The sequence below is a fragment of the Pseudomonas leptonychotis genome (assembly GCF_004920405.1).
Classification (GTDB): domain Bacteria; phylum Pseudomonadota; class Gammaproteobacteria; order Pseudomonadales; family Pseudomonadaceae; genus Aquipseudomonas; species Aquipseudomonas leptonychotis.
Window position 1 is genome coordinate 306606 of record NZ_RFLV01000002.1, and the last position, 17602, is coordinate 324207.

Consider the following 17602-nt stretch of genomic DNA (forward strand, 5'->3'; position numbering starts at 1 on the left):
GTTTATTCAGGTTTATCCGCATGTCGCCATTACCGCTGCCACCCCATGCGCTGCAAGGCTTTCGTTGTCTCCTTAACGGCTTCAGCCAGATATTTCTACAAGCCCATCCCGGCTGCGGTTTGTTGGTGCTGTTGGCCATCGCCATTGGTGCACCGCAATTACTCGGCGGCGCATTGCTCGGCGGGCTCAGCAGCACCCTAACCGCGCAGCGTCGTGGTTATGCCAAAGCGGATATCGAGCTGGGTTTGTACGGTTACAACGGTGTTTTGCTGGGCCTGCTGATCAGCCTGCAGTTCAGCTGGTCAGTCCTTGTTCCGCTGTTGATCGTGGCCAGCTCCGGGCTCTCCAGCCTGCTCTTGGTGGCCTGGATGCGGCGCATGCGTGAACAGCACTGGCTGCCCGCCTTCACCTTCCCATTTGTCGCCCTGAGCTGGCTGTTGCTGTGGCTGGCTCCCGCTTTAGAGCTGGATCTGCATCAAGCGACGTCCAGCCAGACGCAGGTGCTTGGCTGGTTCAGTGCTTTAGTCGCCATGGCGCGTGGCTTAGGCCAGGTGATCTTTCTCGATCAGCCGCTGGCCGGTCTCTGCCTGCTGTTGGGATTGTTCTTGGCCGATCGCCGCGCCGCCGTTTGGGCGCTACTCGGATCAACCGGCGGCTTGGTGCTGGCGCTGTATCAGGGCTTTGAGCAGCACAGCGCACTCACCGGTTTGTACGGCTACAACGCAGCACTTGCAGCGATTGCCCTTAGCCAGGTGCATCGCCGACTGTGGGTGCCCGTGCTGGGCATCGCCCTGGCGCTGATCCTACAACCCGGCTTTAGCGCCCTGGGTCTACCTGCGTTGACCATGCCCTTTATCCTCACCTGTTGGCTGGTGGGAGCAAGCCAACGATTGCTGCATCAAGCAGCAGCTGACTGCACTCCGCGGCCTCGTAACCAAGACAAAGGCTTGCATCGCCCCGACAAAACTCCCTAGGCTGCGCCCTAAGCAATACCGCTACGGAGCCGTAAACCACCATGGATACGCCGCAAAGCCTGCGTCAACGCATTTACACCGTCATTTTCCATACCGATACCCCAGCCGGACAGCGCTTCGATAACCTCTTGCTACTCGCCATCATGGCCAGCCTGGTGGTGGTGATGCTCGACAGTATCGACAGCATTCACCAGCAGTTCGCGCCACAAATCTCAGTGATCGAGTGGGCGTTCACTGCACTGTTCGCCATTGAATATGCCGTGCGCCTTTACAGCTCACCGAAACCCATGCGGTATGCCTTCAGTTTCTTCGGCCTGATTGATTTACTGGCGATTCTGCCTGGCATCCTCGCCTTGTTCTTTGCCGACGCTCAGTACCTGCTGATCATCCGAGTGATCCGCATGTTGCGGGTGTTTCGGGTACTCAAGCTCAGCCCATACCTGCGCCAGGCCAATTTTCTGATGACCGCACTGCGCGGCAGCAAACAGAAAATCATTGTGTTCTTCGCCTGTATCGCCACCTTGGTCACAGTGTTTGGCACCTTGATGTACGTGATTGAAGGCCCCAAGCATGGTTTTACCAGCATCCCGACCGGGATTTATTGGGCGGTGGTGACCCTGACCACAGTGGGGTTTGGCGATATCGTGCCGAAAACCGCACTGGGCCAGGCACTGTCGACCCTGATAATGATCACCGGTTATTCAATCATTGCCGTACCCACCGGGATCTTCACCGCAGAACTGGCCAGCGCGATGCGCGGCGGTGATCAGCTCAACCACGACTGCCCGGTTTGCGCAAAAAACAACCACGATCACGGCGCCGCCTTCTGCAACCGCTGCGGCAACCCACTATTCCCACGGCAAACCGAGCAAAACTGAACAGCCATAGCTCGACAATAAAAAACCGCAGCGAGCTGCGGTTTTTTATTGTCGGCATTAACCTGGAACGCCCTAACGGCGTATTAAAGGCTTTTAAGTTTTTCGCAGAAAGCTTGCTGCGCCGGCCATGATGTCATCACGGTATAACGTGTTGTACGGCCGACTTTATGGTCGCGAAAACGCAGATAAACCGGTTCAAATACACGGCGATTCAACTCAGGATGAGCTTTGCGCAAGTAGCTGTCACTCACCTGGTGATAGCGCTCTTTGCTGATAAAACGTTGAAACCAGTAGGTGTAGAAATAGCCGTGAAGAAATCCCAATGCGAAGTTCTGCTCCAGTACTTGATGGGCACAACATTCGAAATCAATCAGACGTAACTGCTTGTCCGGCCCAATCAAAATATTTTTCGGGTGCGGGTCGAGGTGACAGAAGCCTAAGGCCAACATACGGCTAAACAGCGCAAATATTTGTTCGAGTAACGCTTCGGCCTGCTCGGGATTGCTCTGCAAACGTTGGTCGACATCGCAGTGATCAGCAAAGAAATTCACCAGTAAGTATTCCTCTTTGAGGAAAAATAACCGACGTGTTCGATATCCATAAGCTGCCACACGTGGAACGAAATCAGCGGCAGGGTTAATACGTTGCAGGTTGATAAATTCGTTGGTCAGATCATGCAGGCCATAACTCTTCTTTCTACCGAAGAAGTTGGTCAGCTGCTTCTTCCAGCTGGTCAGGTGGTTGTACTTGAGCACCCACTGCTGCTCACCCTCGAGCAAGTAAACGCCACGGGTTTGTTCTAACGGGTCAAGGGTTTTGCAGTCGTGCGGCGCATCGAAAAAGCGCTGCAATGCGGCGACTAAGCCAGGCAGTTGATCACGTGCGAGTAGAAACTGATTGCGCTGTAATTTGGCCCGAACAAAGCCTTTGCTGATCGATTTGAGATGAAACATGCAACGTCCTTGTAGGTCGTTTATTACGTTCAATAACACGTAACAGGATCAAAATTCGGCGCACATTAAAACACACCGCAGACGGCCTTGATCCACCCACAACCGGCTTGCCTCACTGATTGAGTGCGCAGCCACTTTCGCAAAGACTTTAGCCGCGCCCCAGTAAACGGCCGTTAGCTGCGGTCGATGGGCGTCGAGGTCAACTCAAATGGGCTATTGCTGCGCCGTTGGTTGCGATCTTCGCGCGGGGTGGCACCGAAGAAGTTGCGGTAGGCGCTGGAGAAATGCGGGCCGGAAGAAAACCCGCAGGACAGGCCAATCTGGATAATCGACTTGCTGGTTTGCATCAGCAATTGGCGGGCTTTGTTCAAGCGCAGTTCCAGGTAGTACTGACTGGGAACGCGGTTGAGGTATTGCTTGAAGATGCGCTCCAGCTGACGACGTGACACGCACACGTGCTGGGCGATTTCATCGGTGGTCAGCGGCTCTTCAATATTGGCCTCCATCAACAGCACCGCTTGGGTCAGCTTGGGATGACTGGAGCCCAGACGGTTCTGCAGCGGGATGCGCTGGCGTTCGCCGCCTTCGCGAATGCGCTCCACGACTAGCTCTTCACTCACCGCACCGGCCAGCTCAGCACCGTGATCACGGGCCAGCAAGGCCAGCATAAGGTCGAGCACTGCCAAGCCGCCACAGGCGCTGAGGCGGTCACGGTCCCAGTCAAACAAATGGCTGGTGGCGATGACTTTAGGAAAGCGCTCGGTGAAATCATCCTGCCAACGCCAGTGCACCGAAGCGCGGTAGCCATCCAGCAAGCCAAGCTGCGCCAGCGGATAAACCCCGGCCGCTATCGCGCCGATCACACAGCCGCTGCGCACCACGTGTTTGAGCGCAGCAGACAGCGCAGCGGGCATCGGCCCCGGTGGCTCATCGGCCAGCAGAAACAGCTTCTGGCAGCCTTCGAGCTTGCCTACCCAGGATTCGCCCGGTAATCGCCAAGCATCTTCAATGGGGGCTTCGGCCTGGAGAAACACCAGCTCATACACCACCTCCGGATGAACCCGCTGGGCGACGCGCAGCGCTTCTTCGGCCAAGGCCAGGGTTAAGGGCTTGGTGGAGGGCCAAAGCAGGAAGCCAATTCGGTGGGCATTCATGGGGGCAGTTTAGGCTCTGTTGGCGATTATGGGCATAGCAAGGGTGTGTGCGACTGTTGCCACCGATTACTTGAGACTGCCCGAAAGGAATTGTTGCAGACGCTCGGATTGCGGGTTGGCTAACACCTCGCGTGGGCAGCCACGCTCTTCCACCACGCCTTTGTGGAGGAACACCAACTGGTTGGAGACTTCACGGGCAAAGCCCATTTCGTGGGTCACCACCACCATGGTGCGGCCTTCCTGGGCCAGGTCCTGCATGACTTTGAGTACTTCGCCGACCAGCTCCGGATCAAGCGCCGAGGTCGGCTCGTCAAACAGCATCACCTCAGGCTCCATGGCCAGGGCGCGGGCAATCGCTACACGCTGCTGTTCGCCACCACTCATATGCGCAGGATAAGCATCTTTTCTGTGGGCCACACCGACCTTGTTCAGGTAGTGCTCGGCCTTTTCCAAGGCATCCTTCTTGCTCATGCCGAGCACGTGCACCGGGGCTTCCATGACGTTTTCCAGGGCGCTCATGTGCGACCACAGATTGAAGTGCTGGAACACCATCGACAAGCGCGAGCGCATACGCTGTAGCTGCTTAGGGTCAGCGGCTTTGAGGCCGCCATCCTTGTTGGCCACCAGCTTGAGCTCTTCGTTATTGAGCAAAATTTTGCCGCCGTGAGGTTGCTCCAGCAGGTTGATGCAACGCAGGAAGGTACTCTTGCCCGAGCCGCTGGAGCCAATGATGCTGATCACATCACCGGCTTTGGCTGCTAGCGACACGCCCTTCAATACTTCGTGGCTGCCGTAGCGCTTGTGCAGATCCTGAACTTCAAGTTTGTACATGGTTTCCACTCTCTTGAATCAGTCGCTGAGCAAGCGACCCTGGCGAATAGGGGTACGACCGGCCACTTTAGCCAGCCACAAACCGGGCTGGGCAAAACGCAACCGCTCACGCGCATAAAGCACACCATCTGTGACGGCACAGACAGTTGTGTGGCGATCATCCAGCGGATCGATCACTTCAAATAATGGGTCGCCGGTTTTGACAGTTGCGCCCACCGGCTGCAGAAAACTCACCACCCCAGCATGCGGCGCATAGGCGTATTGAGCGCCGTCAAACGGTGTGGCATCGCAACTTTCAACGTTGGCTGGCGGCCAATCACCGGCAATCAACCCCTGTTCAGCCAGGAACGCCAGAATATGTTCAGCGCTGGCTTCGGCCTCAGGTTTGCCGGTATCGGCCATGCCGCCGAGCTCAACCGTTACTGCCAGGCAAGCCAATGGCACCGCAGCCTGGGGGAAATGCCGCGCCAACTGAACCCAGGGTAAGGCGCAAGCCTCATCGAATGAGCTGCCACCTGAATCCTCGACGGTGAGCGCCGCACCGGCCTGCAATCGTGCGGCCAACGAGCGCAATTGCGGCCACTGCTGCGGCAATAAATACAGGTGCACGGCGGCATCGAAATCACAGTGCAGGTCGAGCACTACATCAGCATCACAAGCATGTTTGAGCAGCAAACGTTGCATGCCCTGCAGCTCCGAATCAGCCGCAGGCAATGCTTCCAGGGCGGCTAGCATGGCAACGCGAATCAGCCTTACATTGCTTGGCCCGTCACTGCCCAAACAGCCTTCCAGAGCAGGCGCGATGGCGGCGGCCAGATCAAAAAAATCACGATTGAAATTCTTGCCGCTCCCCACTTCGAAGCGGCCCTGATGAGTCGCCTGAAACATCTGTCCCAGGCCAATCGGGTTGGCGACCGGCACGAGTTCGATCACGCCGGTTAAGCGGCCCTGGGCTTCCAGTTCACGCAGTCGGCGCTTGAGTTCCACCGCCACTCGCATACCTGGTAGCTCATCGGCATGTAGGGAGGCCTGGATGTAGGCTTTGCACGGGCCATGGCCGAAGCGGAACACGCTCAACCGGCGTTCAGTTCCAGGGCAACCCCAAGGCAGTGGATGATCAATACGCTGCATGCGTGATCCTCAAGCCTTGCGCGGGGCTAAGTAAGCCAGCCAGCGGCGTTCAGCCAACTTGAACAAGCGTACGAGAATAAAAGTCAGGCACAGGTAGAACAGGCCCGCAGTGATAAAGGCCTCGAACGGCAGGTAATACCGCGAGCTGACGGTGCGCGCTGCGCCGGTGATGTCGATCAAGGTGACGATCGACGCCAGCGAGGTGGTGTGCAGCATCATGATCACTTCATTGCTGTACTGCGGCAGTGCTCGGCGCAACGCCGATGGCAACAGGATGCGCCGGTACAACTTACTGCGCGACATACCCATGGCCTTGGCCGCTTCGATTTCACCGTGCGGTGTAGCCTTAAGGCTACCCGCAAGAATCTCGGCGCTGTAGGCGCTGGTGTTAATGGCAAACGCCAGGCAAGCACAGAAGGTGGCGCTGGAGAAATACGGCCAGAGGACGCTGTCACGCACCGCCTCAAATTGGGCCAAGCCGTAATAGATGAGAAACAGCTGCACCAACATCGGGGTGCCACGAATCACATAGGTGTAGAGCCAGGCTGGGAAGTTAACCAGTGGCGATTTGGAAACGCGCATCAAACCCAGGGGAATGGCCAACGCCAAACCTGCGGCCAGGGAAATCAGCAGAATTTTCAGGGTGACCAGTACACCGCCCAAGTAAAGCGGCAGGCTGTCCCAGATTACGTTGAAATCAAAAATCATCGCTGCGCTCCCCCGCTTACAGATCAGCGGCTTTAATGCCGACCGAGTAACGTTTTTCCAGGTAACGCAAAGCCAGCAATGAAACGCTGGTCAGCACCAAGTACAGCCCTGCTACGGCCAAGTAAAAGGTAAACGGCTCACGGGTAGCATCTGCCGCGCTCTTGGCTTTGAACATCATGTCTTGCAGCCCTACCACGGAAATCAGCGCCGTGGCCTTGGTCAACACCAGCCAGTTATTGGTAAAACCTGGGATGGCGAAGCGAATCATCTGCGGCACCAAGATGCGAAAGAACACTTGCATGCCACTCATGCCGTAGGCTGCACCCGCTTCTGACTGACCTTTGGGGATGGCCATAAAGGCGCCACGAAAGGTCTCCGACAGGTAGGCACCAAAGATAAAACCCATGGTGAACACGCCGGCAACAAAAGGATTGATATCAATGTAATCGTCATAGCCGAGCATCGGTGCCAGACGATTAACCAGATCCTGGCCGCCGTAGAAGATCAGCAGAATCAGTACCAGGTCGGGAATCCCGCGAATCACCGTTGCATAGGTTTCACCCAATAACGCCAGCCACTTGATCGGCGACAGGCGAAAAGCGGCCCCCAACAAGCCTAACGTGACGGCCACGGCCATCGATGTTAGCGCCAGAATCAAGGTGAGCCAGGCACCCTCTAGAATGGTCGAGCCGTAGCCGTTGAGCATGCTCTGCTTACCTTATGCAAACGCCGGGCGGCGCCTGGGAGTAAAACGAAATTACCGGGAGCAATTTTTAACGTCGCTCCGCGACGGCCAGAAGGGTGATCACTGAAAGTGGCGCAAGCTTCAGGTATAGCGCTTGCACCACTTTCAGTGAACGCGACGGAGCAAACTCAATCAGTCGCCGTAGACGTTGAAGTCGAAGTACTTGTCTTGCAGTTCCTTGTACTTGCCGTTGGCGCGAATGGCATCAATGGCGTTGCTGATCTTGTCAGCCAATTCCTTGTCACCCTTGCGCACGGCGATACCGGCGCCATGGCCGTAGTACTTCTCTTGGGTGAAGTCCGGGCCGACCAAGGCGAAATCTTTGCCGGCGTCCGTTTTGAGGAAACCTTCGTCGATATTGACCACGTCGGCCAGGGTCGCGTCTACACGGCCGGAAGCCAGATCGAGGAAAGCTTCGTTCTGCGAGCTGTAACGCACGATTTCAGCGCCGGCTGGCTCGAACTCATCGCTGGCATGACGGTCGTAGATCGACGAGCGCTGCACGCCGACTTTCTTGCCCTTGAGGTCGACCAGCGGATCGTTGATCACAGTGCCGGCCTTCATCGCCAGTTTGCCGGGGGTGTGGTAGTACTTCTTGGAGAAATCGACCGACTTCAAGCGGTCTTCGGTGATGCTCATCGACGACAGTACAGCGTCAAATTTGCGTACTTTCAGCGCGGGAATCAGGCCGTCGAATTCCTGCTCAATCCACTTGCACTCAACCTTCATCTCTTCGCACAGAGCAACGCCGATGTCGTAGTCGAAACCGCTGATGGCACCCTCAGGGGTTTTAAAGGCGAACGGTGGGTAAGCGGCCTCGATACCGATACGCAGAGGCTTAGCCTCTTCAGCCATGGCTAGCGGTGACAGCATGGACAGCGCCAGTGCGCCGAGAAGTGCAATCTTCTTCATTTTGTGACTCCTTCGAATGGGAATGGCATCAGGTGGCAGAGCGTGTCAGTTACTGCATCCAGCCTTGCATAAATTGTAGTGAGTTGCCGCCAAGCTGCGCGATACGCAGTGCATAAGCGGCTCCAGCCGGGTGAGCGGCATTCTAGCGAGAGCTCGAAAGTCGATATTTCTTCAATGCGACAAGTAGTTACAAAAGGCTCAGACGGGCACAGCGGGGATATTGACAGTCCGCGAAAAAAATGCACGGACAGAAAAGACGATTAACCACTGAGTAAAGCAATTCATGCGCCAGTTTAAATACGCGCCTTTAATTGCGGGGCCTTAGCCGCAATTTCATTGCACAGCGCGGTGGGCGTGACGTACTACTTGAGGGGAAAATGTTCCCGCACACCCCAAAAAAACGCGCGCTGTTACCGCTCAATTAGAACAGCTTGTACGGATTAACATCGATAAATCACGGCTAATAGCCCTGCCCCATGCAGCAGATCGCTTGGCGGCAGCCTTTAAAGCACAACGCCCTGCCCGGCTTGTGACCGAAACAGGGCGTTGCTTGCAGCTGTTCTAACGAGAGTTAGGCGGCCTGCATGTCGCGGTGAGTGTCGATAAGGTGCTGCACCACGCCAGGATCTGCCAGCGTGGAGATATCGCCGAGTGCATCGTATTCGGCAGTAGCAATCTTGCGCAGGATACGGCGCATGATCTTGCCCGAGCGGGTTTTCGGCAGGCCTGGGGCCCACTGAATAACGTCCGGACAGGCAATCGGACCGATTTCCTTGCGCACCCAGTTTCGCAACTCTAGGCGCAATTCTTCGGAAGGCTGCTCGCCGCCATTCAAGGTGACGTAGACATAGATGCCCTGCCCTTTGATGTCGTGCGGCACGCCAACCACGGCAGCCTCAGCAACTTTCGGGTGAGCAACCATGGCACTTTCGATCTCAGCGGTGCCCATACGGTGGCCGGAGACGTTGAGCACGTCATCGACGCGACCAGTAATCCAGTAGTAACCGTCTTCGTCACGGCGCGCACCGTCACCGGTGAAGTACATGCCCTTGAAGGTCTTGAAGTAGGTATCCACAAAGCGGTCGTGGTCGCCATACAGGGTACGCGCCTGGCCCGGCCAGGAATCGATAATCACCAGGTTGCCTTCAGCAGCGCCCTCGATCAGGTTACCGAGGTTATCCACCAGCGCCGGCTGCACACCGAAGAACGGACGGGTCGCCGAGCCCGGCTTGAGTGCAGTAGCACCCGGCAGCGGGCTGATCATGATGCCGCCAGTTTCGGTCTGCCACCAGGTATCGACAATCGGGCAACGCTCTTTGCCGACGGTCTTGTAGTACCAGTTCCAGGCCTCCGGGTTGATCGGCTCACCGACCGAGCCGAGCAGGCGCAGGCTGGAACCATCGGCACCGGCTACCGCCGCATCGCCCTGGGCCATCATGGCGCGAATCGCCGTCGGTGCGGTGTAGAGGATATTGACCTTGTGCTTGTCGATGATCTTCGACACACGGGTAATATCCGGATAGTTGGGGATGCCTTCAAACAGCAGCGTGGTCGCGCCATTGGCCAGCGGGCCGTAAACGATATAGCTGTGGCCAGTGACCCAGCCCACGTCAGCCGTGCACCAGTAGATATCGCCCGGCTTGTAATCGAACACACGCTCATGGGTCAGTGCTGCGTACAGCAGATAGCCACCGGTGGTGTGCTGTACGCCTTTCGGCTTACCGGTGGAGCCCGAGGTATAGAGGATAAACAGCGCTTCCTCGGCGCCCATTTCCTTCGGTGCGCAATGGCTGGACGCTACGGCCATCAGGTCTTCGTACCAGATGTCGCGATGCTGATTCCACTTGATGGCACCGCCAGTACGCTTGCATACGATGACTTTCTGAATGCTGCTGGTTTCCGGGTTGGTCAACGCGTCGTCGACGTTGGCTTTCAGCGCGGTTTTCTTGCCGCCGCGCAGGCCTTCGTCAGCAGTGATCACCACCTTGGATTGGCAGTCGATGATGCGCCCGGCCAGGGCCTCCGGCGAGAAGCCGCCGAACACCACCGAATGGATTGCACCGATGCGGGTACAGGCCAGCATCGCCACCACCGCCTGCGGAATCATCGGCATATAGATGGTCACCACATCGCCGCGGTGCACATCCTGGCCACGCAAGGCGTTGGCGAACTTGCAGACTTGTTCGTGCAGCTGGCGGTAGGTGATTTCCTCATGCTCGGATGGGTCGTCACCCTCCCAGATAATCGCTACCTGATCGCCACGTTCTGCCAGGTGACGGTCCAGGCAGTTATAGGACACGTTGAGGGTGCCGTCGGCAAACCACTTGATGTCGACACGGTGATCGTCGAAGGAAGTTTGCTTGACCTGGGTAAACGGCTTGATCCAGTCCAGGCGCTGAGCCTGCTCACGCCAGAAACCGTCAGGGTTGATCACCGACTGCTGGTACATGGCTTTATAGGTGGCCTCATCAGTCAGCGACTGGGCCGCCACCTCAGGGCGTACGGGATACAAGGACGCAGCAGTCATCAGAAACACCTCGATGGGTAGTTGTTGTTCTATGCCCCATTTTGTAGTCAGCAGCCTACTTTAAAGCCATTCGACCATGGTCTTAACGCTCTATGACCATGGTCTCAAGCATTTTTCAGTTCATGCCCAGCCAGTTGGGCAAGGCCATGGATACGGCCGGGATGTAAGTGATGATCATCAGGAAACCCAGTAGCAGCATCAGCCATGGCCAAGCCGCTTTCACCACGGCGGTCAACGGCATCCCGGTCACGGCTGAGGTGACGAACAGGTTGAGCCCCACCGGCGGGGTGATCAATCCGATCTCCATGTTCACCACCATGATGATGCCCAGGTGAATTGGGTCGATGCCCAGCTGCACGGCAATCGGGAAGAGGATCGGCGCGAGGATCAGGATGATTGCAGACGGTTCCATAAAGGCCCCGGCCACCAGCAGCACGATGTTCACCACCAGCAAGAACTGCCAAGGTTGCAGGCCCATCTCGATCACCCAGGCGGTGATGGTCTGAGGGATTTGCTCGGTGGTCAGTACGTGGGCGAAGAGCATGGCGTTGGCGATGATGAACATCAGCATGATGGTCAACTTGCCGGAGTCCAGCAGCACCTTGGGGCACTCGCGGATGGTCAGGTCTTTGTACACAAACAGCGCGACGAAACCGGCATAAACCGCTGCCACGGCAGCCGCTTCGGTTGGGGTGAACATGCCGGTATAGATGCCGCCGAGGATGATCACCATCAACAACAGGCCCCAGATCGCCTCGCGAGCCGAGCGCAGGAACTCACGCAGGGTGGCGCGCGGCATGGCCGGCAGGTTCATCTTCCGTGCGACGATATAGATCGCCACCATCAGCGCTACGCCCAGCAGTAAGCCCGGCACTACACCGGCCATAAACAGCTTGCCCACCGATTGCTCGGTCGCCGCGGCGTACACCACCATGACGATCGACGGCGGAATCAAGATGCCCAAGGTCCCGGCATTACACACGATGCCGGCGCCAAAGGCTTGCGGGTAACCGGAGCGCACCATGCCGGCGATGGCAATCGAGCCGACCGCCGCAACCGTGGCCGGCGATGAACCGGACAGGGCGGCGAACAGCATGCAGGCCATGACGGCGGAAATCGCCAGGCCGCCACGGATATGACCGACGCAGGCGTTGGCGAAATCGATCAAACGCTTGGCCACACCGCCGGTGGTCATAAACGCACCGGACAGCAGGAAGAACGGAATGGCCAGCAGGGTGTAGTGCTCGGAGGTTTCAAACAGCTTGATCGCCAGCGAACGCACCGAGTCCGGGCTGAACAGCATGATGGTCACCGAGCCGGCCAGGCCCAGGGAGGCGGCAATCGGCACGCCAATAAACATCAGCAAAAACAGCAGGAAAAAGAGGAACAGAATGGTCATTGCTTGTGCTCCCCGTGTTCATTGATCTTCAGCGCGTCGGCCGCTTCATCGGCCAGGCCTAAGCCGGTCTGCTCATTGCGCAGAATGCGTATAAAGATTTCAGAGAAGCGGACAAATACCATGGCGTAACCGAACGGCACGATCAGGGTGATGTGCCATTGCATGATGCCGTAGTGACCGAGGTCTTCGGCGCCAATGCCGGCAGTGAACAGGGTTTTCACCCAGTCGAAGCTGGCCACGGCTATCAGGCCGGCATAGCCCAGGCAGCACAGGCAGGCGATCAGGCCGATAGCCCGTTGGATGGGTTTACTCGCCAGTTTTACCAGCGCATCGACACCGATATGGCCTGCGGTGCGCACACCGTAGGCCAGGCCGAAGAAAATCAACCAGGCGAATAACGCCTTGGTCAGGGCAATGCTCCAGGTCATCGACTGGGCCATGCCGAGAATGCTGTCGCCAATGGCGAAGAAGAACTCACTGCTACCCTCCCAGCGATCGGCCAGGGTATAGAACAGCGTGTAGAGGTTGTTAAGGATCACGTAAATGAACGTGATGAGTGTCATCGCGACAAGGAGAAAAGCGATAAAGCCTTCCTCAAAGCGTGCCCAGACGCGCTGTAAAGCGTTCATGGGTATCTCCGTTAGGCTGTGTAGTCGGGAGGAGTTGAAGCTAACCGGACAGGGAAGCGCATCGCGTTAGATGCATGCAGCCCTCGGCGGCCAAACTTGGGGATATCAACGGCCTATGAAAGGCAGAGGGGGAATGACCACTTCGGACGACAAGTCCAAAGCGGCCAAGGATGCTATTGCTGATTGGCCGCTTTGGCCGCTTCGATCACATCGCTACCGATCTCGGCTTCAAACTTGGCCCACGCTGGGCTTACGGCATCACGCCAGGCCGTACGTTGTTCAGGCGTCAGAACGGTGATCTCAGTCTTGCCGGAGTCGACAATGCCCTGACGAGCCTCGGCATTCAGCGCTTCAGCCCGCTTATTCACCTCAACGGTGACTTCATCAACGATCAGTTCCAGCTCGCTGCGAATATCCGCCGGCAAACCGTTCCAGAATTGGCTATTGGTGATCAGCAAATAGTTGCCAATGGCGTGGTTAGACTCAGTCATGTACTTCTGCACTTCGAAGTACTTCTGCGAGTAGATATTCGACCACGGATTGTCCTGCGCATTGACTACACCCGTCTGCAGCCCCTGGTAAATCTCGGCGAAGGACATCTTACGCGGCACCGCACGCAGCGCACTGTACTGCGCAGCCTGAAGATCGGATGGTTGCACGCGGAATTTCTGCCCACGTGCATCGGCAGGCACGATCAACGGCTTGTTGGCGGTGAGTTGGCGCATGCCGTTGAGCCAGTAAGCCAGCCCGGTTATACCCTTGCTCTCCATGGATTTGAGCAATGCCTTACCCTTATCCGAACCTTGGAAACGTTGGGCGGCAGCCACATCGTCGAACAGGAACATCATGTCAAACAGCTGCAGTTGCTTGGTGTACTGCTCAAGCTTGGACGGTGCTGGGGCCAGCATCTGCACCTCGCCGAGCAACAGCGCCTCCATTTCTTTGCCATCGCCATACAACGAGGAGTTGGCATAAACCTCGACCTTAACCTTACCTGGCAGACGCTCTTCCACGAGCTTCTTAAACAGCAGTGCACCCTGCCCTTTGGGCGTGCTGTCAGCGGTGATATGGGAGAACTTGATCAAAATGGGATCGGCGGCCTGCGCCGACAATGTACCCAGTAAAGCGCAACCGACGAGCAGCCCGGCAAGGCCGCGACGGACGGATAGATACTTCATGAAGAGCTCCTGTTGTTTTTGTCTGAGCTTCGCGGGCGGATGCCTAGCGATTGAGCGGACTCTACCCCAGCGCTCCTAAGCCCTGAAATTCACATTTGAACAACTCTGCCTTCGGCATTCACGAAGGCAGATGCGCTTTCAGGCTGTTTTGCTCGCTATTGCACAGGTGCTCAAGCAACTGCTTCGCAGTCAACGAAAGACTGTCCATATGGCGCACAGCTATCTTCAGTTCGCGCCTGGCCCAAGGGTCGTGCAGCGGAATGACGCGCACGTCCAAAGCAGGCAAGTAGGTACGCACCGCCAGTTCCGGCAACACGCCAACCCCCATGCCGGTATGAATCATTCGACAAATCGCCTCGAAACTACGCACCTGAATACGCAGCCGAAGCGCGATACCTAGGTTATGGGCCGAATGCTGTAACAGGCCGTGTAGCGAGGCATCTTGTTGCAAGCCTATAAAGTCATAACCGACCGCTTCACGCAGATGAATACCCGTGCGCTCAGCCAGCGGATGATCACGCGGGATGACCAACACCAATTGATCATGGCGATAGGTGAACACTTGCAAGTCATCGGCTGACACATGCCCCGCGAATATACCGATGTCAGTCAAACCTTCGCGTACCGCGCGCAAGGTTTCACTGCTAACGCGCTCCTCCAAGTCAATCTTCACCTGTGGATGTGCACGGCTAAAACTAGCCAAGTCCTCGGGAAGGAACTCGATCACCGCTGAGGTGTTGGCATGGATACGCACATGGCCCTTAACCCCCTCGCTGAACTCACTGAGATCAGCATTGAGCTGCTCAAGATTGTTCATCATGTTGCGCGCGTGGTGCAGCAACGCATGTCCGGCCGGGGTCAATTCGACGCCTTTAGGCTGGCGATAAAGCAGTGCGATACCGAGCTGGCTTTCCAAATCGCTGACCCGCTTACTCACCGCAGCCAAGGCTAGGTGTTCACGTTCAGCGGCGCGGGTCAGGCTGCGCTCATCGGCGATTGCCACGAACAGCTTGAGAGTGATGAAGTCGATACGACGCATGCTGACGGCCTTTTGATTCGTGTTCTACGAAGCAGCAGAGCCAAAAAGACCCTGCATTGAGTCGCTACAGCATCGCACTTCGCAATACACGAAGCCTAGCTTGGCGATTGATCAATTGTTCACGCAGTACCGCTGCGCCATCCTGCCTCCCATAAGAACCAATACCGCACAGGTGCCGCAATGACACAAACAAGCACAGCTACCATGGCCCTGCAGGGCATGAAAGTGATCGAAATGGGGCAGCTCATCGCCGGCCCTTTTGCCAGCAAAATGCTCGGCGAGTTCGGCGCTGATGTGATCAAAATCGAGCCGCCAGGCGTCGGCGACCCGCTGCGCAAGTGGCGCAAGATCAAGGATGGCACCTCGCTTTGGTGGCACGTGCAGTCACGCAACAAGCGCTCACTGACCCTCAATTTGAAGGAACAAGAGGCTCAGGAGATCGTCCGCCAGCTAGTCGCTGAAGCCGACGTACTGGTGGAAAACTTCCGCCCCGGCACCCTTGAAGGTTGGGGGCTTGGTTATGAAGAGCTCAAGCGTATAAACCCGCGCCTGATCATGCTGCGCATCTCCGGTTACGGCCAAACAGGCCCTTACCGCGATCTGCCCGGTTTCGGTGTGATCGGTGAGGCCATGGGCGGTTTGCGCCACCTTTCCGGCTACCCGGGCCAGGCCCCGGTGCGCGTGGGCATCAGCATCGGCGACTCACTGTCGTCACTGTACGGCGTGATTGGCGTACTCCTGGCTCTGCAGGAACGCCAGCGCAGCGGCCTAGGTCAGGAAATCGACGTGGCGTTGTATGAGTCGGTATTCGCCATGATGGAAAGCCTGGTGCCGGAATACGACGCCTTTGGCTACATTCGCGAGCCTGCTGGTAGCGCCCTGCCCGGCATCACGCCGTCCAACTCCTACCCCTGTAACGATGGCGCCTACGTATTAATCGCCGGTAATGGCGACAGCATCTACAAGCGTTTGATGAGCCTGATCGGCCGTGATGACCTGGGCGATGATCCGCGCTTGGAGCAGAACGATGGTCGCAGCGAGCACGCCGAGATGATCGACGCGGCCATCGCCGAGTGGACCGTTCTGCGCGGACGCGACGAGGTTATCGAGGCGCTCAAGGCGGCGCGAGTGCCGGCTGGGTACCCTTACACCGCAGCTGACATCGTCAAAGACCCGCACTACCTGGCGCGCCAGATGATCGAGACCGTACAAACCAGCGCTGGCCCGCTCAAGGTACCGGGCGTGCTGCCCAAACTTAGCCGCACACCGGGGCGCCTGGGTAGCGGCGGCCCGCAACTGGGCGAGCACAGCGACGATATTTTGGCCGGCCTGGGCCTGAGCAACGAACAGGTAAACGGCCTGCGTGAACGCGGAATTATCTGAGGCACCGGCGGAAACGCCGCACCTATGTAAAAACAACAGGATTCGAACATGAGCAAGCGTCTGTACATCCAAGAAGTGGCCACTCGCGACGGTTTCCAGATCGAACCAGCGTTTGTGCCCACCGAAAGCAAAATCACCTTGATTAATCAGCTGTCGCGCACCGGTCTGGCGAAAATTGAGGTGACCTCTTTCACCTCGCCCAAAGCCATTCCTAATCTGCGTGACGCCGAAGAAGTAATGCGCAGCATCACCCGAGTGGCTGGCGTCGAATACACCGTACTGGTACCCAACGTAAAAGGGTGTGAGCGTGCCCTGGAGTGCCAGGTGGATGAAATCAACCTGGTGATGTCTGCCAGCGATACGCACGGCCTAGCCAACCTGCGCATGACAGCCGAGCAGTCGTTGCTGCAGTTTCGCGAGATCATTGAGGTCAGTCGTGGCAGTGGCGTATTCATCAACGCCTCGCTGTCGACCACTTTCGGCTGCCCCTTCGAGGGCGAGGTGGCAGACAGCCGGATCTATGAGCTGATCCAACGCCTACTGGATATGGACGTACAGGGCATAACCCTGTGCGATACCACTGGCATGGCCGACCCAGCCCAAGTTCTGCGGATCAGCAGTGAAGCACTGAAGCGCTGGCCAGAAGCGACCTTCACCGCACACTTCCACAACACGCGCGGCATGGGCTTGGCCAATGCACTGGCTGCACTGAACGCGGGTATTGAACGCTTCGACGCCTCCCTCGGCGGCCTCGGCGGCTGCCCTTACGCGCCGGGCGCCAGCGGCAACATATGCACCGAGGATTTGGTGCACATGTTTCAACGCATGGGGCTGGCAACAGGCGTAAATCTCGATGCTCTACTGAGCAGCGCCGCTCACTTACCGGAGCTACTCGGCCACGATGTACCGGGGGCTGTGCTCAAAGCGGGTAAGGCAGACAAACGTTATCCGAAGCCAAAATGGATGACTGCCGATAACGCCTGAATGGCAGTTATGACAGATCCCGGCGTCGCGCTGGGTCCAATGTCGCACACCTGATCCTGACCAAGCACCCTCACCACATGCGAGTGCGCCTCAGGATTTTTTACAGGATCTAGGGAAAATATGGAGGGGTGTTCTCTGCCCGTTTCCGCATCAGAAAAACAGGCAAAAAAAGGCGAC

The 17602-nt window shown here is 57.3% G+C and carries 16 protein-coding genes; 4 read left to right on the forward strand and 12 right to left on the reverse strand.

Annotation, left to right across the window (positions count from 1 at the left end; genetic code table 11):
• Positions 1-20: 20 nt before the first annotated feature.
• Both D8779_RS12040 and D8779_RS12045 read left to right on the forward strand, forming a co-directional pair.
• Complete coding sequence (locus D8779_RS12040) at positions 21-974, forward strand: urea transporter (RefSeq protein WP_136664720.1); 954 nt, start codon at positions 21-23, stop codon at positions 972-974.
• Positions 975-1015: 41 nt separating this feature from the next.
• Positions 1016-1852, forward strand: coding sequence for an ion transporter (locus D8779_RS12045; protein WP_136664721.1), 837 nt, complete (start codon positions 1016-1018; stop codon positions 1850-1852).
• An 83-nt stretch (positions 1853-1935) separates the two neighbouring features.
• On the opposite strand, the gene D8779_RS12050 is transcribed toward D8779_RS12045, so the two are convergent.
• From D8779_RS12050 to D8779_RS12105, 12 genes are all read right to left on the reverse strand, one after another.
• Positions 1936-2805 (reverse strand): lipopolysaccharide kinase InaA family protein, encoded by an 870-nt coding sequence (locus D8779_RS12050; RefSeq protein WP_136664722.1) that lies wholly within the window; start codon positions 2803-2805, stop codon positions 1936-1938.
• Between the two features lie 173 nt (positions 2806-2978).
• Positions 2979-3959 (reverse strand): transcriptional regulator ArgR, encoded by a 981-nt coding sequence (gene argR, locus D8779_RS12055; RefSeq protein WP_136664723.1) that lies wholly within the window; start codon positions 3957-3959, stop codon positions 2979-2981.
• Positions 3960-4025: 66 nt separating this feature from the next.
• On the reverse strand, positions 4026-4790 hold the full coding sequence (locus tag D8779_RS12060; protein ID WP_136664724.1) for an ABC transporter ATP-binding protein: 765 nt from the start codon (positions 4788-4790) through the stop codon (positions 4026-4028).
• Between the two features lie 18 nt (positions 4791-4808).
• The gene (locus D8779_RS12065; RefSeq protein ID WP_136664725.1) at positions 4809-5921 is read right to left on the reverse strand and encodes a succinylglutamate desuccinylase/aspartoacylase family protein; all 1113 of its coding nucleotides are present in this window, start codon (positions 5919-5921) and stop codon (positions 4809-4811) included.
• A 9-nt stretch (positions 5922-5930) separates the two neighbouring features.
• Positions 5931-6629 (reverse strand): ABC transporter permease, encoded by a 699-nt coding sequence (locus tag D8779_RS12070; RefSeq protein ID WP_136664726.1) that lies wholly within the window; start codon positions 6627-6629, stop codon positions 5931-5933.
• A 16-nt stretch (positions 6630-6645) separates the two neighbouring features.
• Positions 6646-7335 (reverse strand): ABC transporter permease, encoded by a 690-nt coding sequence (locus D8779_RS12075; RefSeq protein ID WP_136664727.1) that lies wholly within the window; start codon positions 7333-7335, stop codon positions 6646-6648.
• 171 nt (positions 7336-7506) lie between these two features.
• Positions 7507-8286 (reverse strand): ABC transporter substrate-binding protein, encoded by a 780-nt coding sequence (locus tag D8779_RS12080; RefSeq protein ID WP_136664728.1) that lies wholly within the window; start codon positions 8284-8286, stop codon positions 7507-7509.
• A gap of 571 nt (positions 8287-8857) precedes the next feature.
• Positions 8858-10813, reverse strand: coding sequence for an acetate--CoA ligase (acs, locus tag D8779_RS12085; RefSeq protein WP_136664729.1), 1956 nt, complete (start codon positions 10811-10813; stop codon positions 8858-8860).
• A 115-nt stretch (positions 10814-10928) separates the two neighbouring features.
• Entirely contained in the window at positions 10929-12212 is a 1284-nt protein-coding gene (gene dctM / locus D8779_RS12090; RefSeq protein WP_136664730.1) for a C4-dicarboxylate TRAP transporter large permease protein DctM, read from the reverse strand.
• On the reverse strand, positions 12209-12841 hold the full coding sequence (locus D8779_RS12095) for a TRAP transporter small permease (RefSeq protein ID WP_136664731.1): 633 nt from the start codon (positions 12839-12841) through the stop codon (positions 12209-12211). The genes dctM and D8779_RS12095 overlap by 4 nt, the downstream gene beginning before the upstream one ends.
• A 173-nt stretch (positions 12842-13014) precedes the next feature.
• Positions 13015-14019, reverse strand: coding sequence for a TRAP transporter substrate-binding protein (locus D8779_RS12100; protein ID WP_136664732.1), 1005 nt, complete (start codon positions 14017-14019; stop codon positions 13015-13017).
• Positions 14020-14137: 118 nt separating this feature from the next.
• Positions 14138-15058, reverse strand: a complete 921-nt coding sequence (locus D8779_RS12105; RefSeq protein WP_136664733.1) for a LysR family transcriptional regulator — start codon at positions 15056-15058, stop codon at positions 14138-14140.
• 180 nt (positions 15059-15238) lie between these two features.
• Here D8779_RS12105 and D8779_RS12110 point away from each other — a divergent pair, with 180 nt between their 5' ends.
• Together D8779_RS12110 and D8779_RS12115 are read left to right on the forward strand one after the other, a co-directional pair.
• A complete protein-coding gene (locus D8779_RS12110; protein ID WP_136664734.1) occupies positions 15239-16441 on the forward strand; it encodes a CaiB/BaiF CoA transferase family protein in 1203 nt (400 codons plus the stop codon).
• Positions 16442-16489: 48 nt separating this feature from the next.
• A complete protein-coding gene (locus tag D8779_RS12115; protein WP_136664735.1) occupies positions 16490-17425 on the forward strand; it encodes a hydroxymethylglutaryl-CoA lyase in 936 nt (311 codons plus the stop codon).
• Positions 17426-17602 lie beyond the last annotated feature (177 nt).